The organism is Trinickia sp. HAY1-2D, from assembly GCF_056754935.1.
Window position 1 is genome coordinate 1,440,527 of the sequence record NZ_JBPGWX010000002.1, and the last position, 20,690, is coordinate 1,461,216.

Annotated in this window: 29 protein-coding genes; 1 reads left to right on the top strand and 28 read right to left on the bottom strand. The window is 61.2% G+C overall.

Annotated features, from left to right (window positions below):
• Positions 1 to 2 precede the first annotated feature (2 nt).
• From ACR9ZC_RS13770 to ACR9ZC_RS13820, 11 genes are all read right to left on the bottom strand, one after another.
• Positions 3 to 680, bottom strand: coding sequence for a hypothetical protein (locus tag ACR9ZC_RS13770; RefSeq protein ID WP_481580704.1), 678 nt, complete (start codon positions 678 to 680; stop codon positions 3 to 5).
• Positions 647 to 1,096, bottom strand: coding sequence for a hypothetical protein (locus ACR9ZC_RS13775; protein WP_481580705.1), 450 nt, complete (start codon positions 1,094 to 1,096; stop codon positions 647 to 649). Before ACR9ZC_RS13775 ends, ACR9ZC_RS13770 begins: the two co-directional genes overlap by 34 nt.
• The gene (locus ACR9ZC_RS13780) at positions 1,074 to 1,469 is read right to left on the bottom strand and encodes a hypothetical protein (RefSeq protein ID WP_481580706.1); all 396 of its coding nucleotides are present in this window, start codon (positions 1,467 to 1,469) and stop codon (positions 1,074 to 1,076) included. Before ACR9ZC_RS13780 ends, ACR9ZC_RS13775 begins: the two co-directional genes overlap by 23 nt.
• Positions 1,470 to 1,769 (bottom strand): hypothetical protein, encoded by a 300-nt coding sequence (locus tag ACR9ZC_RS13785; RefSeq protein ID WP_481580707.1) that lies wholly within the window; start codon positions 1,767 to 1,769, stop codon positions 1,470 to 1,472. It abuts the gene before it with no gap.
• A 67-nt stretch (positions 1,770 to 1,836) separates the two neighbouring features.
• The gene (locus ACR9ZC_RS13790) at positions 1,837 to 3,147 is read right to left on the bottom strand and encodes a major capsid protein (protein ID WP_481580708.1); all 1,311 of its coding nucleotides are present in this window, start codon (positions 3,145 to 3,147) and stop codon (positions 1,837 to 1,839) included.
• 14 nt (positions 3,148 to 3,161) lie between these two features.
• Positions 3,162 to 3,962 (bottom strand): DUF6651 domain-containing protein, encoded by an 801-nt coding sequence (locus ACR9ZC_RS13795; RefSeq protein ID WP_481580709.1) that lies wholly within the window; start codon positions 3,960 to 3,962, stop codon positions 3,162 to 3,164.
• Positions 3,963 to 4,094: 132 nt separating this feature from the next.
• On the bottom strand, positions 4,095 to 5,495 hold the full coding sequence (locus tag ACR9ZC_RS13800; protein WP_481580710.1) for a DUF4055 domain-containing protein: 1,401 nt from the start codon (positions 5,493 to 5,495) through the stop codon (positions 4,095 to 4,097).
• A 12-nt stretch (positions 5,496 to 5,507) separates the two neighbouring features.
• Positions 5,508 to 5,681: a hypothetical protein gene (locus tag ACR9ZC_RS13805; protein ID WP_481580711.1), complete on the bottom strand. Its 174-nt coding sequence runs from the start codon at positions 5,679 to 5,681 to the stop codon at positions 5,508 to 5,510.
• Between the two features lie 10 nt (positions 5,682 to 5,691).
• Positions 5,692 to 7,095, bottom strand: coding sequence for a phage terminase large subunit (locus tag ACR9ZC_RS13810; protein ID WP_481580712.1), 1,404 nt, complete (start codon positions 7,093 to 7,095; stop codon positions 5,692 to 5,694).
• The gene (locus ACR9ZC_RS13815; RefSeq protein WP_481580713.1) at positions 7,040 to 7,519 is read right to left on the bottom strand and encodes a DUF2280 domain-containing protein; all 480 of its coding nucleotides are present in this window, start codon (positions 7,517 to 7,519) and stop codon (positions 7,040 to 7,042) included. The genes ACR9ZC_RS13810 and ACR9ZC_RS13815 overlap by 56 nt, the downstream gene beginning before the upstream one ends.
• A 28-nt stretch (positions 7,520 to 7,547) precedes the next feature.
• Positions 7,548 to 8,210, bottom strand: a complete 663-nt coding sequence (locus ACR9ZC_RS13820) for a putative metallopeptidase (protein ID WP_481580714.1) — start codon at positions 8,208 to 8,210, stop codon at positions 7,548 to 7,550.
• A gap of 160 nt (positions 8,211 to 8,370) precedes the next feature.
• On the opposite strand from ACR9ZC_RS13820, the gene ACR9ZC_RS13825 reads away from it, so the two are divergent.
• The gene (locus ACR9ZC_RS13825) at positions 8,371 to 8,658 is read left to right on the top strand and encodes a hypothetical protein (protein WP_481580715.1); all 288 of its coding nucleotides are present in this window, start codon (positions 8,371 to 8,373) and stop codon (positions 8,656 to 8,658) included.
• A gap of 79 nt (positions 8,659 to 8,737) precedes the next feature.
• Here the strand turns inward: ACR9ZC_RS13825 and ACR9ZC_RS13830 are convergent, their stop codons facing one another.
• From ACR9ZC_RS13830 to ACR9ZC_RS13910, 17 genes are all read right to left on the bottom strand, one after another.
• The gene (locus tag ACR9ZC_RS13830; protein WP_481580716.1) at positions 8,738 to 9,298 is read right to left on the bottom strand and encodes a hypothetical protein; all 561 of its coding nucleotides are present in this window, start codon (positions 9,296 to 9,298) and stop codon (positions 8,738 to 8,740) included.
• Between the two features lie 71 nt (positions 9,299 to 9,369).
• Complete coding sequence (locus tag ACR9ZC_RS13835) at positions 9,370 to 9,846, bottom strand: HNH endonuclease (RefSeq protein ID WP_481580717.1); 477 nt, start codon at positions 9,844 to 9,846, stop codon at positions 9,370 to 9,372.
• Between the two features lie 142 nt (positions 9,847 to 9,988).
• The gene (locus tag ACR9ZC_RS13840; RefSeq protein WP_481580718.1) at positions 9,989 to 10,192 is read right to left on the bottom strand and encodes a hypothetical protein; all 204 of its coding nucleotides are present in this window, start codon (positions 10,190 to 10,192) and stop codon (positions 9,989 to 9,991) included.
• 119 nt (positions 10,193 to 10,311) lie between these two features.
• Positions 10,312 to 10,962: a hypothetical protein gene (locus tag ACR9ZC_RS13845; protein WP_481580719.1), complete on the bottom strand. Its 651-nt coding sequence runs from the start codon at positions 10,960 to 10,962 to the stop codon at positions 10,312 to 10,314.
• Positions 10,959 to 11,186 carry a hypothetical protein gene (locus ACR9ZC_RS13850; protein WP_481580720.1) on the bottom strand — a complete coding sequence of 76 codons (228 nt, stop codon included), beginning with the start codon at positions 11,184 to 11,186 and terminating at the stop codon, positions 10,959 to 10,961. The genes ACR9ZC_RS13845 and ACR9ZC_RS13850 overlap by 4 nt, the downstream gene beginning before the upstream one ends.
• Entirely contained in the window at positions 11,183 to 11,575 is a 393-nt protein-coding gene (locus ACR9ZC_RS13855; RefSeq protein WP_481580721.1) for a hypothetical protein, read from the bottom strand. The genes ACR9ZC_RS13850 and ACR9ZC_RS13855 overlap by 4 nt, the downstream gene beginning before the upstream one ends.
• Positions 11,572 to 11,901, bottom strand: a complete 330-nt coding sequence (locus tag ACR9ZC_RS13860) for a hypothetical protein (RefSeq protein WP_481580722.1) — start codon at positions 11,899 to 11,901, stop codon at positions 11,572 to 11,574. Before ACR9ZC_RS13860 ends, ACR9ZC_RS13855 begins: the two co-directional genes overlap by 4 nt.
• Positions 11,898 to 12,371 carry a DUF1367 family protein gene (locus ACR9ZC_RS13865; protein ID WP_481580723.1) on the bottom strand — a complete coding sequence of 158 codons (474 nt, stop codon included), beginning with the start codon at positions 12,369 to 12,371 and terminating at the stop codon, positions 11,898 to 11,900. The genes ACR9ZC_RS13860 and ACR9ZC_RS13865 overlap by 4 nt, the downstream gene beginning before the upstream one ends.
• A 595-nt stretch (positions 12,372 to 12,966) precedes the next feature.
• Positions 12,967 to 13,428 carry a RusA family crossover junction endodeoxyribonuclease gene (locus tag ACR9ZC_RS13870; RefSeq protein WP_481580724.1) on the bottom strand — a complete coding sequence of 154 codons (462 nt, stop codon included), beginning with the start codon at positions 13,426 to 13,428 and terminating at the stop codon, positions 12,967 to 12,969.
• Complete coding sequence (locus ACR9ZC_RS13875; protein WP_481580725.1) at positions 13,425 to 13,616, bottom strand: hypothetical protein; 192 nt, start codon at positions 13,614 to 13,616, stop codon at positions 13,425 to 13,427. The genes ACR9ZC_RS13870 and ACR9ZC_RS13875 overlap by 4 nt, the downstream gene beginning before the upstream one ends.
• Positions 13,613 to 14,122, bottom strand: a complete 510-nt coding sequence (locus tag ACR9ZC_RS13880; protein ID WP_481580726.1) for a hypothetical protein — start codon at positions 14,120 to 14,122, stop codon at positions 13,613 to 13,615. Before ACR9ZC_RS13880 ends, ACR9ZC_RS13875 begins: the two co-directional genes overlap by 4 nt.
• Positions 14,115 to 15,140, bottom strand: a complete 1,026-nt coding sequence (locus ACR9ZC_RS13885) for a DUF1376 domain-containing protein (RefSeq protein ID WP_481580727.1) — start codon at positions 15,138 to 15,140, stop codon at positions 14,115 to 14,117. Before ACR9ZC_RS13885 ends, ACR9ZC_RS13880 begins: the two co-directional genes overlap by 8 nt.
• On the bottom strand, positions 15,137 to 16,057 hold the full coding sequence (locus ACR9ZC_RS13890; protein WP_481580728.1) for a hypothetical protein: 921 nt from the start codon (positions 16,055 to 16,057) through the stop codon (positions 15,137 to 15,139). The genes ACR9ZC_RS13885 and ACR9ZC_RS13890 overlap by 4 nt, the downstream gene beginning before the upstream one ends.
• Positions 16,054 to 18,570, bottom strand: a complete 2,517-nt coding sequence (locus ACR9ZC_RS13895; RefSeq protein ID WP_481580729.1) for a DNA methyltransferase — start codon at positions 18,568 to 18,570, stop codon at positions 16,054 to 16,056. Before ACR9ZC_RS13895 ends, ACR9ZC_RS13890 begins: the two co-directional genes overlap by 4 nt.
• Positions 18,567 to 19,325 (bottom strand): hypothetical protein, encoded by a 759-nt coding sequence (locus ACR9ZC_RS13900; RefSeq protein WP_481580730.1) that lies wholly within the window; start codon positions 19,323 to 19,325, stop codon positions 18,567 to 18,569. Before ACR9ZC_RS13900 ends, ACR9ZC_RS13895 begins: the two co-directional genes overlap by 4 nt.
• Complete coding sequence (locus ACR9ZC_RS13905; protein WP_481582667.1) at positions 19,322 to 19,687, bottom strand: DNA cytosine methyltransferase; 366 nt, start codon at positions 19,685 to 19,687, stop codon at positions 19,322 to 19,324. Before ACR9ZC_RS13905 ends, ACR9ZC_RS13900 begins: the two co-directional genes overlap by 4 nt.
• On the bottom strand, positions 19,651 to 20,160 hold the full coding sequence (locus ACR9ZC_RS13910) for an HNH endonuclease signature motif containing protein (protein ID WP_481582668.1): 510 nt from the start codon (positions 20,158 to 20,160) through the stop codon (positions 19,651 to 19,653). The genes ACR9ZC_RS13905 and ACR9ZC_RS13910 overlap by 37 nt, the downstream gene beginning before the upstream one ends.
• Positions 20,161 to 20,690: the final 530 nt, after the last annotated feature.

The window sequence follows — 20,690 nt, forward strand, 5'->3', positions numbered from 1 at the left end:
CATCACGTTTGGGCTTGCATTGCGGTGCATCGCCACCCCAAATCGGTTTTCTCGGCGCTGGAAATCACATATCGGCGCGCAAGATCATCGGTGATGATGTGGGCGCTCCGAATCGAAATGCCCGGGTACGCGGGAAACAAGATGGCCCACCACGGGTTGCGCACGTCACCAGGTAGATTGACGTCGCCTTTCTCGCCTTTCGTTCCTTGCAGGATCGATGCGGGCCACTGCTGCATCAGCATGCTTTCGCCAGCCGCCGTATCGCCACCATAGCCAACTGCACCGACCGTCGGTTGCTGCGCAGCCTGCACGACGTTGATCGTGCGATTGCATTCCACCGCCAAGATCGGCAGGATTTGCTGCATGGCGGCGATAAAAACCGTCCTATCAGCGCCAACGAGGTAATCTCCGACCTTTGTCTCGGTCCCGTCGATGAGGCAATACCAAAGCGGCTTGCCATAGATATTCGGCTTGCCATATTTCATGTCCTGCGCATTGAAACTGGCGGGGAGCGTGGCAATTTTGTTCGCGAGTGCGAGCGGATTCGACGCCGAGGCGGGGCGGTATAGGTCGTAGTTTGGGCCAATCCGCTTTGCTGCCTTCGCATAGCCCGCGTAGATCTTCTGCTGGATCTTCGTAGCGTCCATCAGAGCTCCAACGTGTCGATGCCCATGCCGCACTCGCTGCTGAGAGCCATCGCGACCTCGACCGCGCCGCGAGCATTCATGCCAAGGTGCATCGCTGCCATGGCAAAGTCAGAGCCCGACCCAATCGCGTAGAACCGCGATTCGTACCGCATCGGGAATCCATTCGCCGTGTACAGCATGATCTGACCGTCTGCCGTGATGCGAAGAAGGCGGCCGAATTCGTCCTCGGGCACCTTTGGGTAGGTCGCCGGGTCCATCCCGGCGCGTGCCCAGTCGATTCGCGCGATGCCGGTTGGCCAGCAGCCACTCGTACCGAACAGATCACCATTGATCCGATGGATCTTAGTGCCGGGGTGCTTCGCGCAGTTATCGATGATCATGCGGTCAGCCGCAAGCGTTTTCCCATCCCACGCAATTACCGTCATTTCACCCTCGAACAATCCGTCCACCGCCATTCCCGAGGGATGGCCCCGGAGCGACGCCGATGAAATAGCACATCCGGCGGCGCCACTGGTCGAACAGCTTCGTCCGATCAGACACCTCGTTCTTGTTGTGCGTCCAGACCGCGGCGACGTCTGTATCGAGGTTGTCGCCGGCGGAAGCGATCGCCGTCTCGAGCGTGTAAAGCGGTGTGAGGTACGTCGTAGTGAGGATTGATTCCTCTTCCGGCCGCATATTCGTGAGCCGGTGCTCGAGCGTCTGCCACACGCCCGGGGAGACCCATCCATATGCGAAGTCTCGTGAATCGTCCGCCTGCGTGTCGGCCAGCATGGGGTAGCCAGCGAAGCGCCGGACGTCCGCCATTTGCTGGGCCGTCAGCATTTACGCGATCTCCCAGCCGCCGCGCGCGAAGTTCGAAACCTCCTTCGGATGCACCTTTGCTTCGTGCGGGGCATCGAAAAGTTCCGGGTCGCGCGTCATGCGGACGTACTTGATTTTGTCGTCGGCACCTTCGGCGCCTTCGCCGGTGCCGTCCGTCGCGCCAGTGTCCGCGCTCGCGCCGACGATCCTGGTCTTATCCTCATTGCTGAGCGCATCGAACTGCTCTTGCGTAAGGCCCGCATCCGCGATCTTCTGCGCGAGCAGCTTCGCGGCGCGTTGTTCTTTCGTCAAACCAGACATTTTTGACTCCGTCATGAGGCCCGGGACGCTCGCCCCGGACCATCAGGTTGCACAGCAAACGCGCCAATCAGCCGAGCATCAGCGCCGTGTGTTCCGGCTTGATGTTGGCTGCGCCGTATGCGATCGAGACCTCGTAGCGGACGCGGCGATACAGTTTGTACATCGCCACTTCGAAGGCGAGGCCGCTGCGCGGATCGGTGACCATCACGCGATCCTCCGCCATGTCGCCTTCTTCCGGGAGTGCCGGAGCGCGCGTGGCCAGCACCAGCGCCGAGCGTGCGAAGGCCATGTTGGCGGTGAACGAACTCGCCACGGTGACGGCCGTGCCGGTGTTGATCGCCTGCATGAGGCCGGGCGCGCCGATGGTGAACGCGCCACCCGACAGAGCGTTTGTCACGACATATTTGCGCGGATCGCCAGCAAACGACACCACGTTGCCAGCCAGGATGGTCCCCGTGCCGGTCTGCACGTTGATGGTCGTTGCACCCTTGGCCAACGCGCCGTTCGTCACGTAGCTTGCGCCGGTGCCCGCGGTGGATGTCTGCACGCCTGCGGATTCACGCAGCATGAAGCCGTGCAGTTCGAGCAGCGTGCCCTGCGCGCGAAGCTCGGTCGTGCCGGCTTCGTTCGCCTTCGTGAGCTGCGTGAGCGTGCGGATGTTCGCGCCAGCGGTGGTGTCGATCACCATCTGCATGTCGCCCAGCGGTGCGCCGTTGTCCGACAGGATCTTGCGGAGCTGCGCGGAGTCGCCGAGCGACGACGCGAACGGCGTCGTGCCGGCCGTACCCTCGGCGCGAGAGGCAGTCAGAAACAGTCCGCCCACAAACGCGTCGATCTCGTTCGTAAGTGTGCGGAATGCCTGCGCAATCTGATTGCGCCGGATGTTGGCGTAACCCGGACCGCTGTTCACGCCCTTCTGTTCTTCGCCAGTCCAGCGGAACGGCACGCCCCGCGACTTGGTGATCACAACCGGGTTGTTCCCGATGTTCTGGTCGCCATCGTCGGGCGGCAGCTGACCCGGCGTCGTATCTTCGGCGGAAGCAGCCGGCGTGATCGGTACGCGGACGCTTTGGTTCAGCGCTGCACGTTCGGCCGACGCATCCAACGTCACAGACGGGATGAAGCCGATCATTTCGCGCGACACGATATCGAGCGCCTCATACAGATCGGGAATGAGGCTCGTCAGCGTGTTATTGCCTAGAATCAGGCCAGCGCGCGCCATGTGATTGAACAGGCGCGCGTGCGCGATCAGCGCATACGCCTTCACATGTCGCGCGATCCACGTGACGACGCGCTTGCGGCGATCGATCAGAAAGCCGCCCATGGCGACGAACGCGATGCCCAGCATGAACCAGGCAATCAGGATGAGATTTTTCATAGCGATAGGTCCTGTCAGTCGGAGATTTGGCCACCGCTTTTGACGTGCTCCATCTGCTTGGCAGGAGAGAGCGCGTCAAACGCGGTACGGTTGAGGGTCTTCGCGCCAGAGCCGCTGCCGCCACCACCAGATGCGCCTGATCCGCTGGCTCCCGAGCCCTTGAGGATCTGATCGCGATGAGGATAGTTTTCGACGAGCATTTCGAGCGCTTCATCGAAGTTGGCGATGTCACCAGGGCGCATGCGGGAGAACATCTTGTTCCCGTTTGCGTCATAAGCGACGATCTTGCCTTCCTCGATCTTGAAAGCCTTGCCAAACGCGGCACGCGCCATGTCGCCGGGGATTGCGAGCTTCTCTGCGATGAACTTGGAGCGGTCGAAGCTGCCTCCAATGCGTTCGTCGTAGAGCTGCTGCTGCAGGTTGTCGCGCTCGGTCTTGGTCTTGGTGAGTTCGGTCGCGAACTGCTTGTTTGCAGCCTCAACCTGTTCTTCGGCAGCCCTTTTCGCCGCCGTCTTGATTTCCTCGACCTTGCCTGCTGCGATCAGCTCGCCATCCTTGATGTTCTTGACGGTCTCCATCGCCTTGCGTGCTGCGTCGGCGTCTTCGATCCCCTCGAACAACTTGGCGCGGGCCTCCGCGGTCTCTGCGCGAACCCGATGGTCACGAGCCTCGCCGTTGAGGCGGGAGATCGTGGCGATCGTGCTGTCCCCATCGAACGGAACTTCCTTGCCGTCGGTGTGGATGAACACGGGCAACTTGGCTCCATTGACGTCCTGCGTGACAACGTGGCCGTCGGCGTCGTACTTGAATGGCATTTGGCTTTCCTCGGGCATCCGCCCATGTTTCCGCGCGGCATCCACCGCATTGCGCTCTCAGGCATCCACCGTCTGAGCAATAAAAAAGGCCGCATCGCTGCGGCCTCACCATCTGTGCCGGCTTGCGGCCGGCTAGTCTGAAATCTTCACCTGTCCGCGCACAGTCTTGGGCGGACTCGCGGCTATGCGCGCCTTCTCGGTCTCCCAATCCACGTCAGGCGTAATGACACCGCGGCGTTGGGCTTCGCGGTAAAGCGACTCGTCGGACAGGGTGCCGTCCACGTTCATGTCGCGCAGCAGATCGAGCGACGCCTCAGCAAGCGAGGCGACGCCGAAGTCGCTAAAGATCGACACGTGTCCGCCTTCCGGCAGCCTGACCCACTCGGCGAGCAGTTGCAGCGCCTGGTCGAGCCCATCTTCGACGTCCGATGCGATGCGCTGCAGAGCGCACATGCCCGCCTCGTTATCGGCGACTGTCTGCACGACAGTCCGGTTGGACGGCTTGATGACAAGCAGTTCGGCGCCGGTCTGGCGCATCCGGTCCTCGAGGTCGAGCAGTTCCTTGCGGCCCGCCTCGATGGCTTGGCCAGTGTGCTCGACGTATTTCAAGTCGGCGTCTGCGCTGTCCGCCAGCACTGCCGACGATGAGCCGATGGTGATATCGTCATCGCCGAGATTCTTGCCGAACAAGATCGGCACCCGCGCGACGTGCAGGATGGTTTGCTGGTCGGACTTGCTCTGCCAGTGTTCGACGTTCATGTACGCGAGCTCGATCAGCGGCGATACCGCTTGCATGAAGCCGGTTCGCTTGCCATAGATCGGCACGTACGGGATCTTCTTCAGTGTCGTGGCGCCATGGTCGTGGCGCACCCAAACCTTTTTCCCGGCCGCGTCGGCTTCCTTATCGGACTCGCGCCAGATCTCCCACTTCCCAGGGTACAGAACGCGGACCTGTTCGATGATCCGCTCACCGAACGGCCCATCAGGCTCCTCGATCTGTTCGAGAAACCGCAGTTGGGTCAGCGTCATGACGCCGTTGATGCGCTCCGCGCGCCACCCTAGGACGTTTTGCGCATGGATGTGCACGAAATACGGCCGGACACCAGCGGCCTTTTCGTCGGCGCGCGTCTTCAGACGCCCCCGCGTCGGCGGGAAGTCCACCAGAATGCCGCATTGCCCGTAGCTGATCGCGTGGAACGTCAAGGCTGCCGAGAACGCATGCAGGTTGTGGCCCTGCAGGTCAATGTTCTCGCACCACTGCTTGATCTGGTCTGGCACGTCTTCGCCGAACGTGATCGGCTTGGAGAACGGCTTACCGGTTAGCACCTCGCATGTGCGCAAAAAGGCCGGAAACAGTGTCGCGCTGGCCAGCCGGTTGGCATAGCAGCCATTGTTCTCGTTCGGCCATTGCGGCAGATACGTTTTTCCGGCCTTGCGCATCGCCGCAGTGCCGCCCAGCAGTGCTGTGATCAGCGGATACACTTCCGCCATAGCGTCGACTGCGGCGCTGGTATCTCGGACGGTGGCTGTCATGCGTGTACTGGGCTATTTGTGCTTGAATTTGCGTGCATTGAGCGCAAATTGCGCTTCCTTGCGAAGCGACGGGCTTTTCGAATGCGCGGCGCGCTCGATCTTTCCCAACGGGATTGTCTGCCCGGCGGGCACGCCGAGCGCGCGATGCAGTTTGCCTTCGTGAGACTTCTTGATGCGGATGACCATTGATCCCACCTCATGCTGACAGCGAAGTGACGGACGCTGACGCCTTCTTCGCACTGAGCCGGTACCGGACTACATCCGGCGCATGGTCCTCGGCATCTGTGTCGACGTCATCGGTATGAGTTGCATCTCGCGGCAACACCGGCAACGTGCGGATCACGTGCGTGCAGTTCTCGAACACGTAGAAGCCCGGCAGTTCATTGCCGGATGCCTGCTTGAGCATCTTCCGGATCATTTCCCAGCCGTTCTTTCGGCTGCCAGGCGACTTATCTGCTTTGGTCCACGAGACCTTGCGCTTCTTCATGTCGTCGGCGATGCACATGCCGTTCTGCGTGTCGAAAATCGACGTATCTGCGGGCCCGGGCAGCACCCGATACGGAAACCGGCCCTCACGCTCGACAATGCCGTCGGCGATATCAACGGCGAGCATCTTGCAGCCTTCATTCGGCTTGCCGTTCCAGCCGTACCATTCAGCGATCGCGAACACCGTGCCGCGCGGGAAATGGTGCTGTGTCCCGTCGAGTAGCGTCGCGGCGGTGCCATCGCTCTCAGCGAACCAGATGACGGAAAACGGCTTGCTGCTCCCCCAGTCGAAACCGCGATCCACGCGCCATGACTTCGGGATGGCGAACGGCTTGATGACGTGCGTTGCACGCCGCCACAGATCGTCAAACATGCCGCCGGCAACGATGTCCCAGTCGCCATCCTTCATCGCGCGCACGAGCTCTGGGCTCCCGAGCCCTTCCAGCGTGTCGACGTAGTCCGGGTCCGTCTCCGCCATCGACGGATTGTCGTCGAGCTTCGCCGGAATGTACTGGCGCTTCTTGCCGCCTTCCTTGGGGGGCATCTTCGTGATCGCCCACGGCGGCGCGATGTCGATGAACGCCGCTTTTACCCAGTTGTGGCCAACTCCGCCCGGGTTGGACCCGCAGACGATGCGCGGGAACAGCCCTTTGTATCGCTCCGGGATCTTCAGGCCGCCCAACCGGCACCGGCCGCGCAGGTAGCGGTAGATCTTCTCGGTGAAGTGCGTCAGCTCATCTATCAGCAACACATGGATCTGCGCGCCCTGATACTTGATGACATCCTTCTCGTACTGGCAATGGCACAGGTGAATCTTCGAGCCGTTCCAGAACTCGATCGAGTTCTTGCTCCAATTGATCTTGACGTGCTTCGTGTCGATCCACTCGGCCAGCAGGGCTGGGAACCCCGAATGGCCCTCCATATGGTTCTTCTGGAGATCGTCCGACAGCCGCCGGAAGATGTAGACCTGCAGCCCGGGTATGTCCGTACACCATGCAATCGCGCCGACGCGCATCAGGTGCGATTTTCCGCCGCCCGCCGCGCCGCCATATAGAAGCTCAGTCGCCTCTGTTAGGAACGCCTCCGTCTGCCGCGGGTGAAGGCTTAGTTCCATGGAGATTTAGCGTCAACGTCGGCGTGGCGATGGAGCCCGAGTGCTCGTGCTTCTGCTTGTTCGTGAACGCATCGCCAGCTTCCTTCGCTGCCTGCTCGAGCAATTGCGCCATCAGCGGCAGATTGCCGCGCTGTTCGGCGAGGTCGGCCGCGCGCCCAAGCTTACGCAGCCGCACCGCGCGATGCGACACCGCGATGGTCGAGGTATCGTCCAGAAACGCCTTGCGCGTCGATTCGAAGATGGCCCGGAATTTCTTCCCAAGCCGCTCGCCGGCGCGCTTGGTCGGGTCATACACCTCGCATTGCTGGGGCGTCACGTCCAACCCAAACTCAGCCTTGACGTCCTTCGCGACCTGCGATGGCGTGTCGAAACAAGCCAGTCCCTGCGTAATGCGTGTTTTTACCGTGTCTGGTAGCGCCGCCATTGCATCAATCCTTCAATGCACCATCAACCTAAGCGACACGCAGGATGCAGGTGCCGCACGCATGCGCAATGGATACTGAGCCGACCTCGGGAGCCTGTGCGGCAGCCGCAACCAATTTGGCCGTATCTCCGGCACCACCCGCGATCCCGTAGCGCCGTACGATGCCAACAAATTCCTCGACGTCGTGTCCGCGCATGCCGAGATTCGGGCGCCCGTCCTTCTTGAAGGATGGTTGCCCGTAGTCGTCCAGCCTCTGCGCGATGTGATACAGCTCATGCTCTACCAGCGCGCACCATTCGAGATCCGACGCCTGCCGCGCATACTCGGCGTCTAGCGTTATCAGGAATTCGGGTATCCGTCCGAACCACTCTTCGAACTGCTGCTCTTTGCGGGCGCGCTGCCAACCGCTGTCGCGGAACATCACCAATTCGCACTCGCCCACGACCCGGCGCATCTTGCGCTCATTCGCAACGCCAGCCCATAGGTATGCAACGTCTGCATCGTGCAGGTGCGCATGATCTGGATTGAGGAGCGGCGCGTCTTGGCGAAGAAACGTGTCGTGCACCCATTCGGCCACGCCATCCGCCGGCACAATGAGCGGATGCCAGCGCGTTGTATCGAATAACGACGGCGGCGGTTCAGGGCGCGTTCTCGCAATGGGTTTCGCGATCTGCCGTGACTTTCGAGCCATTCATTTCTCTTGAGGGCGCGAGCCGCGAGCGAAACTCGCTCATGCGCTTGGAATGCAGGCCTGTATTAATCCTGTCAACTTTGACAGTTGCATCGATCTGCGACGGGAGTACCGTTTGGCGCTCCGCATGCTGCGGAAACCACAAGATCAGGAGACCAACATGGCATGGTTTATCACTCGCGTTGAACTTCACAACGCTACCGAGAAGGACTATCAGAAGCTCCATGAAGAAATGGAGCGGCAGAAGTTTTCTCGCACAATACCCGCTCAGGATGGCAAGCGATATCGCCTCCCGACCGCAACTTACTTTTCGCAATCTGCCGAACTGGACGCCAATGGGGTGCGGGATATTGCTGTAGCTGCCGCTAAGACGACTGGGCGAACGGCATGGGTGATCACATGTCTCATGACCAGTTGGGCAGGTAACAATCTCCAGCAGGCAACATAATCGTTGGCGCGCCCCTGCCGCCATTCCCGACGATAGGAAGTCCATCGGGAGCGTCACGTGGCGCGCTGCTGACGAAAGGTCAGGGCGTGTAGGGTTTCCAGCGCACGCCACCATCTTCCGTGAACTCGAACTTCAGGCCGAGGTGCTGTTCGATGGTGGCGCGGTCTTCCGCCGACGCGTCCTGCAGATGGACGGTGTAGAACTTGCCGTGCGTCGTAGCGCCAGCTGTCGAGTACCGCACCCATCGCTCACGGTCAGGAAGGCGTTTGCCAGTTCGCTCGTCGTATCGAGGCTCGGGAAGAGCTTCCCAGCCGTCACCTTCCGGCTTGAAGTTCGCCGAACTGCGAATTTCGCGCATCCCCTCGTGCGGATTCGGCACGCCGTCGAAATACGCCTTGTGCGGCCACCCATACTTGAAGTCGGCCCAATGGCCCTTCGCGCCGGCGCGGATCGCCGCAGCGACGTCGGCAGGGTGCATGGAACCACAGTACCCGCAGCCGCGCAGCATGCCGGCCGTGCGTCCGCCACCGTCGACGTTGGGCGCTTCCGCCGGCCGCCACGGCACCAAACCGTCCGGATTCTGCGCCAGACCGAAGTGATTCATGTCATGCCGGTGCGCGACGCTTTTTGCTTCGTCCATGCGGAAGCCCTGAATAAAAAAGCCCGGCGCGCGGCCGGGCGAATCCGAAGACTCTCGGCTTCGGAGGAGACTCAGGTTGTGCGAGCGAACTCGCCATGCAATTCATATGCGGCGGCGCAATAAGCAGCGTGAGCCAACTCGGGCGTGTCGAAATACCCTAGATTGATGGGGCGGCCGAATACATGGATGCGAGCCTGCCATTTCTTAGTCTTAGGCTCAATCGATACGCCCTTGAATCCACTCGAATTTCTCGAATATCGCCCCTTATTGCGTTGATTTTCTGCTCTCGTGCAAATACGCAAATTCTCGCGACGGTTGTCGAGCTTGTTGCCATTGGCGTGATCGACTTCCGTCCCGTCACCGACCTTCAGGCATAAAATTGCTCGATGCATCCTCTCGATCATCCACTTTCCTGGCCGCGACGGATGTGCGACGTTTCTTGCCGCGTATCCGCTGTCATTGACATGCCATCGATAGCAGCCGAAACGCTCGAAATCGTCGTCATCCAACAGGATGATCTGTCCACGCCGAGTGATGATTTCAGCCATCTGCGCCTCGCTCTAAGGCCGCTCGAATAGATCGATACGGCACCGCGCGAGCGACGCGGGCTTCGGGTGCCCCCTAGCCGTACCGGGAAAAGCAGAAAGCCCGCTGGCAAACGCCTAGCGGGCTTCTGAGATGGGGTTCATGTCAGTGCCGAGTCGCGAACATCGCCTGCGCCGCATCGGCGGGCGTCAGGCCGGCCACGAAGTATCCGTGCATGGTCTCGTATGCCTGGAGCGTCGGACGCCACGGCGGGACGATGTAGCCAGCAGCGACCGCTTCGTCGAATGCGACACGGGTCCATTCTTCGATCTTCGCGAGTTCGGCCGGTGATAGGTCATCGGCCGGCATCGCGATCTCCGAATGCAAAAAGCCCGCTAGGCTTCGGCCTGGCGGGCTTGAGGGGGTATTGCGGTGAGTCTGGCGAAATCGTAGAGGCTTTGTCGCAAAAAAGCAAGGATTTTTCGCGCTCAATCGCACGCCAGTTCTGGCTCTCCGCGATTCATCACGCCGGCAGGTTCGTCCTCGACGTATTCCTCGCTTTCGACGACGCCTTGCGCCTTGAACTTCGGATCGAGCCGCGCAATCCCCAGCGCCTCGATCGCCGAATAATGCTTGCGCATCCACAGCGCGGCACGCTGCATTGAATCCTTCGTCAGCTTGCACTCGTCGGCCAGATCGCGCAGCGAGAGTTCGTCGCGCCGGCGGCGCGGAAGGTAATGGCGAGCGGTGAGCTTCGAACAGGGCTTGAGGCCAAGTCCACAACTACGGCGCGCGTGAAGGGCGAGACGCACAACGCCGCGCTGCTGGTCCTCGCCGATACCGAAGCGAGCGAACAAGGCGGCGGATTCGGTCGATGGCAGCCGATCGCGCGCCGCAGCAACGATCATCGCGCATTGGCCGCGCACTTCCATCTGCGACAGCCCACCGAAATCGACGCTGCCGGAGCGCTCGCCCTTCAGTTGCTCCAGCCAGGTCTGTTGACGCTTATTCAAGCTCGGTGCCTGCTCGAGAACCTGAATCAGGAACTGGCGGAACTTGTTTTCGCCCATCGCCGGTACCGACAGGATGAGGAACGAGACGTGAAGGGCTTGTTCGGTGCTTTGGAATATCGCGTTCACTTGGGTTCCTCGAGGGTGTAGAGCTGGCAGCGCTTTGTTTCTTCGATGCGCAGCGCAGCAGGGCGCATCCGTTTTTTGCAGGCGACCTCGGGGCCGCCGAAAGGTGAGGGAAGAATGAGGCGGCAACCCTTGCAGGTGCCGCGCTCGCGTGCGATGAGGATTTCGAGAGGGTCTTTTGTGCGTTCGTGGCGCGGATCGCCGTAGCGTTCGACGTGCCGCTTCACGCGTCTTCCTCGCCTGTGACGCCATACATGTAAAGCGGCGGCACCGGTTCTGGCTCTTGTTTCGGTGCAGCGCGACGCTCACGTTCGGCCAGCGTGCGCTCCGCCCATTCGAATGCGCGCTGTAGCGCGACTTCACCCGGTATGCGTCCGTCGCACTGTGCCTGCCAGAAGATGTCGCGATAGCAGGTGGGGTGCGCAAGAATCCCAAAAAGAGAGGCGCATAGGAAAAGGTCGTGGGCCGTGACAGCGCCGTTCGGATCGCGCGATTTCGAAAGTAGCTCGAGCGCCATAGTCACGTGCGGGATGGTCTGGCTATCGAGCACCGGCTCTTTCGAAGCCGCTTGTTCTAACCCACGACCGGCGATCAGCCGTTTTATCCAGCGGATCATCGACTCACCTCCAGCATTCCGCGCTCGGCGAGCGCGATATAGGTCTTCGCGACCATCTCGAATTCGAAAGCCCTGCGCTCGGCCTTCGGCAAGCTGCCGCCTTGATCTAGCATGGCGTGGCAGCCGCGTGCGCCCGGTCGATCGGCGCATAGAGCCGCGAGCGCCGCATCGGACGCCTTGATCGCGCCACCCTTGCCGAAGTTCATGTGCGCAGCTTGCGTATGCCCTTCGATGCCGCACTTCATGCAGGGAAGCATCGCAACGGCGCGGCGCAGCGCATCGGATCGATAGGTGAGCACTTTCGGGAAGATCAGGCGCGCCGTCATTGCTCGAACTCGCTTAGGACAGACTCGACCATGAGCTCGCCGCGCTCGGCGTCCAGGTGCGGCCACAGGTAGCGGTATGCGTGGGGCGTGCGAAGGAACGCTTTGACGCTCTCATGCACCTCGTGGAATTCGGCATCGTCGAGCGCCTCGTATGAGATCGAGCGCGGCAGAGCGACGAGCTCGCCGTCGGGCCCGGGCACGAAGTCACAATGGCCGGCACCGACCTCAAGCCATTTGCGCATGCGCTCGGGATCGGTGAAAACCTCTTGGCATTTGAAGAAGGCGGTCAGCATCACGAAGTGGAGGCGATGGAACCGTTCGCTACGCGGGAGCCTGAATTCGAACGATAGCGTCTGGCCCGGCCGAAGCTTCGCGATCTTGCTGCGAAAGCGCGCGTAGGCTCGTTCGTTCTTCTCGTCGAGTCCGGCGAGCTTGCCGCACTCATCGATGCGCAGGATGACTTTGCTCACGCAGCCTCCAATTCATCATCGTGCAGGTGCCTAACGATTCTTCCCTGCGGCGCCGGAGATGCGCATACCAGGCCTGCGGCCGTCGCGAAGGGATTAAGCGACCTCACAGTCTCGCCAGCGCGCACGCGCTGAGACTTGCTTCGTACGTGTCTTCGGTGCTCTCGCTCGCCGCGAGTGAGAGCGGTAGGGCGTGGCAAATCTTCGCCGGTGCCCCATTTCCAGACCGCAGCAAACTTGCCGCCCTGGGCCTCGCGCTTCCAGCCGCAGATGTGAATTTGAGCGCGCTTTTGCTTGATGACGTCGTAGGCACGCCGATACGAAACGCCGCTGGCACGCGAGAGCTCGCGAACCGAGTACGGCCCACATTCTTCGAGCACGCGCCGAGCAAGGGTCACACAAGCCGATTCGGCGCACTTGATTGAGCGTCCGTTGCGTCGCGACGGCAAGCCGAGGGCCATTGCTCGCATTACGATGCCGCGGTATGAATGAGCCTCCAGGCGGTGCATATTGACCTTGATCGGCTCCGGGCACTCCCAGATTTCACGGAGAACCGCGTCCTCACGAGTCGTCCATGCACTCCACGTCTTCTTGGCTTTCATGCTGCCTCCAGGTCCAGAGCGCGCACGATCACATCGACGCGCGGCGCCGCCGCGTAGCGCTTTTGCAGGGTGATGTCCGTGATGCGCGAATCATCGACGTACACGACGCCATTCATCCCGTCCTTCAAGGCCTTGAGCACGTTGTCGGCGTCCGGCTTCTTCGTCGCGCCAATGAGGCCGGCGCGGGCCTTTTCCTGTTTCTTCTTTGACCAGCTCTGCGGGATGGGCAGGTAGATTGCGACCGTCAGTTGCACGGGCCCGTCGAACACCGAGGCGGAGGCCATCGCCTGTTGCGCGGCGAGCCGCACGAGGTTTTCGTAACGCTCGGTCTTCTCGGGCGTGTAGTGGCGCGTGAAAACACGCTGCTTGCCACCGGCTCCTATACCGATGCGCGAGCTCGATTTCGCGCGGCTTTTTGCGACGGGCGTGCCCGGTATGGTGAAGACGATCTGCTTCATGCGGCGGACTCCGTGCGCTCCTCGGCGGCGAGTTCCTTTTCGAGTTGAGCGATCCGCTCGTCCTGCGCCTTCACTTCCGCCCAAAGGCGCATCGCGAGTGCATCGGTCATGCTCCCGATCCACTGCTTTTCGCGCTGCCGCATGAAGATTCGCAACTCTTCCGGAGTCTGGTCGGCGATCCAGGTCATTTGCGATCCCTCGACTCGAGTTGCCGCAGAGTCCCTACCTCGTCGCCACCCGCATACCCCACGGCCTTGGCGATCAAGACGTGAAGTCCAGGTAGACCGTCTCGTGTTTGCACGGCGCCCTCGCGCTGCAAGCGCGTTTCGGCGATCTTGCGACGGGCGCGCTCGACCTGTTCAGTGCGGAGCGCATCGCTCATTTCGAGTTGAGGTGCATTACTGCGCGGCTCCCATGCCCTAGGCGTCAGCGATTTGCACAGATCCCGGAACTCGGGAAGTGTTGGCGCATACGTCTTGTGCTTGTCCGCGCACTTGGCAAGAGCCTTCAGGATCACGTCGCCACTGAACTCTCGCAGGCCGTTTAGCCAGACCGATCGAGCGGTAGCCATGCCAACGTCTTCGCCTTTGTCATCGACCTGCCCGATTCGGTACTTGTCGAGCACCTGATTGCCGTACATGCCGTGCAGGAGCATGAAAAGCCGTTTGATTTGCGCTTCGTCGACGTCAGACATCGATCACCTCGCTTTGTGAGTTTCCGGGCCCAAAGATCGCCGCGGCTGCTGCCGAACGGTCGTTGCGTCCAACCGCTGCCTTGCGGTTGGATTGGCCGGGCTTCATCCGGGCATTGATGGCCCCCGCGATCCAAGCGGCAGGCTCTACCGGCTTTTCCCGCATGAACTGCTGGGCGAGATCCCAAGCGCCGTCGTCGCCGAGCTGCTTTATCGCGCCGCCCATGAGCGAGCGAGCGTTTTTGTCCGGCACGCCGCGCTCAACGAGCCAAGGCACTGCAACGTGGAAAACCGCATCTTTCGAACCGAGTCCGCTCGGCGGCGACGCTACAGCGTCCGTACCGTCAGGTACGGAATCAAGGTGTCCCTGTCCCTGTCCCTGTCCCTGTCCCTGTCCCTGTCCCTGTCCCTGTCCCTGTCCCTGTCCCTGTCCCTGTCCCTGTCTTAGCCGTGACTCCTCCGCCGTATTGCCGTGACCGTCCTCACCTGTCACGCGGACAGGTGCGTGACAGGTCGTGACATGTTCCGAGTGCAGCGTGCGAAGGTCACGAGTGGTTATGTTCCACGGCGGCACAATGTTCATTGCGCGAAGGGCCGCGAACATCACGCTGCGTTCCTCGCGCTCGCGGCGCTTGCGCTCACGCTCGTTGGCTTCTTTCTCCTTCCGCTCAGCCTTGGATTCCCAACTTTCGCGAGCTTTCTCGCAGGTCGTCGGGTTGTATAGCCGGCCGTCACTGCATTTGATCCATCCATGGAGAACGTCGGCCTTGAGCTTTGACCACTTCGCCGGATCGCACATCGCGAGATCGGCCAGCACGTCATCGTCGTCCTCAAGAGAACCGGCGGGCACGTCGTGCCATGCAGCGGTCCAGAGATTGATCATGTAGAACGCCAAAGCAGGGTTGCGCTTGGCTTTGAGCCAAGCCTTGCTTCGACGCAGGCGCTGGATATCCAACGGCATGAATGGGAAATCTCGCAGATCGCATTCCGAAGGCGTCAGCGGGTCCGGTAGATCGCTCAAATTGCCTCCGTTCTATCCGCTGGTTTGAGCGCAGATTCGAGTTCGCGGAACTGCTTCACGCCCCATTCGATGCCGCGGACGATGTTCGTCAATTCCTTCACGGTCGAATCCTGTTGCGCGAGGGCGATCATCGATTCGAGGCGGTTCGACATGGCTCGAATGTTCTTCGGGTCCGGCTCCATGCCGACCGCTGCCGCCAAGTCACGCAACATGTCGCTGCACTCGCGGTCTTCGCGCTCTCGTAGGGCGGCGCGGCGCCCGCGCTGATGCTCCAGATCTGCTTCAAGCGAAGAGATTTCGATTGCGAGCTTGTTCTTCAGTGCATCGAGTCGTCGCGTCGTCTTGTCCCGGTGGTCCTCGATCGCGGCCGCAACGACTTCCCCGTATTGCTGACGGATCCGCGCGGCGGCGCGCCATTCGTTCAGCTCGCGTGCGCCTGCCTGTTCCATGTACGCCTGGCGCTCGTGGTCGCGGCGCTCGCCATCCATGACCAGCTTCAGCCAAAGTGATCGAGGAAGATCGGGGCACTTCGACAAGCTCGGGGCCTTCACGACACGCCAGCCTTCTTCGCCGCGCGTCATTAGGCCCGCGCCCTTCGGGATGTCTTCTTTCTTCAATAGGCCAGCCGGGCAGGCGAAGATGACGCCGCTCGCGTAGGCGAGATAGTCGGTGTACTTTCCCTTCGTCACGTCGGCCCGGAAGTCAGATACGGACACCTTGCATTCGTAGGCGAGGGGGGTAAAGCGAGAGAAACTGCAAGGCACCGCATAGACATCCGGACGTGTGCTGGCCGCCGGGCCCAGTTGCATGTCGACCCAGACGCGTCGGTCGGTCATGCCGCGAAGATGCGCGGCGAGATCGTGGGCGAGGGCGTCGTGAGTCCACCCGGATTCAGTCGTGAACAGGTCACGTTTCATGCTGCCACCTGCAGCGTGTCGAAGAGCGACGGCATTGAGTACTCGCGCTCGGCAGCGCGCAGGTAATGCACCGAATCCATGAAATAGCCCGGATTGAGTTCGGAGCCGCCGCCACGGCGCCCTTTCAGAATTGCTCGGTATGGAACGGTGCCGATGCCGCAAAACGGGTCATAGACAAGCTCGTCGGGGTTGCTATATCGCTCGATGAGTCGATCCACGATATCGAATTGAAGCGGGCACACATGCTTCTCGACGGCGCGTTTCGCTTGGTCACCGTTGAGCGTCAGCATGCGCGTGACGTCGTGCCATATGTTCGGGTCGTGCGAGCCCGGCGAGAGGCTCATGAACTTCGTGGGCAGCCGGCCGGACGCCTGGAGCTCCTCGCCAATTCGAACGTGGAACTCGTAGTCGTAGACGTTTTCGAGGCTGAATTTCGTGAACAGACTTGCGAGGTTCTCGGGACCGAGGGCGGCGAGCTCTTCAGCAGTGACAAGACGATTCCCGCTCGAGCGCCAGAAGGCGTGCGCATCAATCTGCCAGCGCGCGAGGCTGTATTCGGCCTTGGACTTGCGCACGGGGACGTCGGCATAGCCCTTCGAGCGGTCCGACTGCGGCTTATGGAACAGCAGGATGTATTCCGGCGAGCCGACGCTCATCTTCGTGCCGTCCTTGCACATCTCGCTATACGAGAGGCGATAGGTCTGGTTGTTCTCGCGCACGACGTCGGTATTGACGGTGATCATTCCGCAGTAGTCGAACCCGTGCTTACGGCCGTGGAAGAGCGCTTCGGCATGAAACGGGCTGACCGTCGGAATGCCGGCTCCCGTGACGTTGCCGAACAGGATCCGATCTTTGACGTGGCACGCATAGATGCGGCCTGGCTTCAGGATGCGCAGCAGTTGCGGCGTCAGGAAGTCCATTTGCCGCCAGAAGTGATCGTTGTCTTCGGTGTGCCCGAAGTCGTTGTAGCTCGGTGAATACTCGTAATGGTTCGCAAACGGAATCGACGTGACGATCAGATCGACGTGGTTATCGGGCAGGCGCCTAGCCTCTTCGACGCAGTCGTTATTGGCGACGGTGAAGCGATCGCTCGATACCTCGATGCGCTCGACGCCGATCGAGCGCGCGAGCGTCTGCTGCATGGCGAGCTGATTGAGGCCGTATTCGCGGATGATCTGGCTCATCTTTTCGGTCATCTCGTTGTGCTGTTGCCACTTGGCGAGCAGGGTGCGCAGCGTTTCCTGCTCGGCCTCTGTGTAGACGATGTCGATCCGCACACGGTGCTTTTGTAGAAAGCGCTGCACGCGGTGAATCGCTTGAATGAAGTCGCGGAACTTGAACCCGATGCCGGCGAAGATTTCCCAATGGCAATGGCGTTGAAAGTTGCATCCGGCGCCGGCCAGGATCGGCTTGGTCGACAGGCGTTTCAATCGGCCGCGAGAGAAGTCGACGATGCGCTTCTCGCGCTCCTCGAGGTCTTGCGTGCCCCAGACGCTGACCACGTCTGTGATCTCGCGTTGGATCGCATGGCGCTCGTCCTCGAGGTCATGCCAAACGATGACGTGATCATCGGGCCGCTCGGCGACGAGCTCGGCGACCTTTTCGATGCGCGCTTCGAGACTGCGACGCTTCTCGCCAGCGGCGCCTGAGAGGCCCATGGCCAGATCCGGAATCAAAAGCCCTTGGCCGTTGCGCTCATGGCCGGCAGCCTCGTAATTGCTCGGGATCTCGTGGTACCGGATGTCGAGCTCGGGGAGTTCGTAGCCGTCGTCCGAGTAGCCGAGATCGCTAGGGCGCTGCAAAAAGACCGCCCAGCTCGACACCCACAGCCAGAATTCCTTTTCCTTGTGCGGATAGAGCGTGAGGTTTCCAGCCTTCTCGCTATCGCGCTGAAAGAAGCGTGTGAGCGCTTGGCCGGTGTCCATGACGCCGAGAAAGCCCGCGTAGTGGATCAACTCTTTGAAGCGGTTCGGGCTCGGCGTGGCCGAACACACGAACTTGAACTCGACTCCATCGAACAGCGGCAGAAATTCCTGATACGTCTTCGAGCCGAAGCTGCGCAGCACATCCGCCTCATCGAGGCTCGCGGCCCGGAACAGCGAAGGGGTGATCTTTCCCTCGCGAACCGATTCATAGTTCGTGAAGTAGAGGGTGCGCTCGTCGTCGATTTCGCTGTCTGAACGGATGAACCGGGCCGAGACGCCGTATTCGTCCCGAAATCGCTCGTCGATCTCCTGAAAGAACTCCTGGCGCACGCCGAGCGGCATCACCTGCAGGCGCAATCCTGGGCGATGAATCCCGATCAGGCGATGCAATTCGATTTGCGTCGCCGTCTTGTGCAGGCCGAACGAGGCAAACACAGCGCGGCGGCCGCCTTGCGCGGCCCAGCGGACGATATCCCGCGTGTGCGGCTTCAGATTGGGGTTGATCTCGTCCGGCGAGACATCGAAGCCGCAGTAACTCGCCATACTGATCTTCTGGCGCAGGAACTCAGCGTAGTCGGGTGAGCTCATGCGACCTCCAGGTCGAATGCCGTCTGGATGGGTGCGAGCTCGCGCTGCCAGAATGTCAGCGCCTGATGAGATTCAATGCGCTCACGCATGACCTGCGCGCGGGACTCCTTTGTTGCGGGCGTATAAGGTCCGCGCCACGCACTATCAATGCCGATGTTGCGGCCGATATTCGTGCTGTCGGCCGAGGCGAACGGAAACTTTGTAAAGACCTCGGGATTGAGCATTCGCAAGCCGTGGATCTTGCAGATCGGCCGGCCGTGCTTGTCGCAAAGCACATTCATTGCCTCAGCCATGCGCCGGTACCATGGCGGCGTTCCGACGGTGGCGAATTCTCCTGAACTGCCAAGGCAAACGCGCGGCCACGCGAAAGCGAGCCGCTCAAGCCGCTCAAGGCTCTCATGCAGATGCCACACCGGTGCTCCCACCCACGGTGCGCGAATCCTCCATGGCCATTCGTCGAGCAGTGCGTCGTTCGCTGACTCGTCGCCATCGATCACATCGGGAATGACGGCAAAGTCGAACGACGGGTACCGATGCAATTCGGCGATCCATTCGTAATAAGGCGTCCAGTCGCCGACAGGGCGTCCGCTGCGCCATGCGGAAAAGGCCCCGTTGTCCAGCGCAAACGACTGAGCCGCTTCAAGCGCGAGCCCCAATTGATCAGGATGATGAAACGAAACAAAGGCATGACCGCCAGCGATCGCGCGTGCGGCGGCCGTCGCGGGTGTGATCGGAAGGCCGTGGTAGTGGATCACGCCGCTACCCCCGCATGCTCACGCTCGTGTGCGAAGTTGGCGCGAACGAGTGCTTCAGAGACCGGAGGGCAGACGCTGTTGCCAATCATTCTGACCTGCGCGGACTTCGAAAGCCGTTTGCCGTTGACGACAGGATCCAGCACGTAGCTATCCGGGAATCCCTGCGCGCGCGCGAGCTCGCGTGGCGTGAGCATCCGCATACCGATGTCGACGATCGCATAGTCCTCGCCGTGGATCGTCACAAGTCCGAGCCGATCCTTCGTCGGAATCGTGTGCATCGGTTCGCGAACGTCCTGCCACTGACCGCCCTGCGAATAAAACTTGATCAGGAAGGCTTTGACTCGTGCTGCACCGCTCGAAATGCCGTCGTCTGGGAAACGCCCATCGCGCTCGCGATCTCCGCGTAGGTCATCTGTTGCGCTCGTAACGCCTTTGCCTGCGTCGACAGATTGCCGACGATCGGCGCTATCCGCGGCTTTCTCAGACCCGTCGCATATGCGTGCTCGTGGTTCTTCCCGCGAGTCATGAGCTCCAGATTCCCCGGCGCATTGTTGTGCTTGTTGCCATCTTCGTGATTGGGCTCCAGTCCAGCTGGTATTGGGCCTTTCGTCAGCTCCCATACCGCACGATGAGCTTGTATCAAGTACTGCCTTCCGCCCGTGCACACTTTTAATCCAAGATAGCCGCTCTTCAGCCTGCACTCGGCTCGCTTCGGTGTTTTCGGCGTGATCGTTCCGTATCGGTCGGATGTTGCTATCCGCCAGAATTCTCCCTTCTCGTTCAACGTGATCAGCCCCAACTGCAGCGCGATACGGACTGCCTCGATTGCCTTCATCGGCTTTCTCCAGGGTTGCAGTGACTACCGAATGATGGTCCGATGTCGTGACGGTGCCGGCCGGAACGTCCAGGCGAGTACCGGTGACGCCGGTGAAGTGCTTCGCGAGGAAGGCGGTGACGAGCGCATGCTTTGCGCCGCCCGCCACGATCGTGCCAAGCGGTTTATCTAGGCCCGGCACGCGCGGCGCTTGGCCGCCGATACGGATCAGATCATTTTCCGATCCACAAGCGGTGCAGCCGCATACCGGCTCGACGTCATGGACATGGCCGCAGTCGTCGCAGCGCCAGCGCGCGGGGCGCTCGCCATAGCCCGTCTGGATCAGCGTGTGTGCTGCATGGAGCGCGCCCGGGCCATAGATGCGATCGTATTCTTGACGCGTGCCGCCGAGCGCGGCGGTGTCCTTTATCCATTCATCGAAGGTCGGCACAACTTCCAACTCTGCAGAGACGAGCGCTAGTTCGCCGCGATGCGCTGCCGTGACGGTCGGGACTGGGCTCCCGGCCGACGTGCCACGGTGCGCGCCGTGA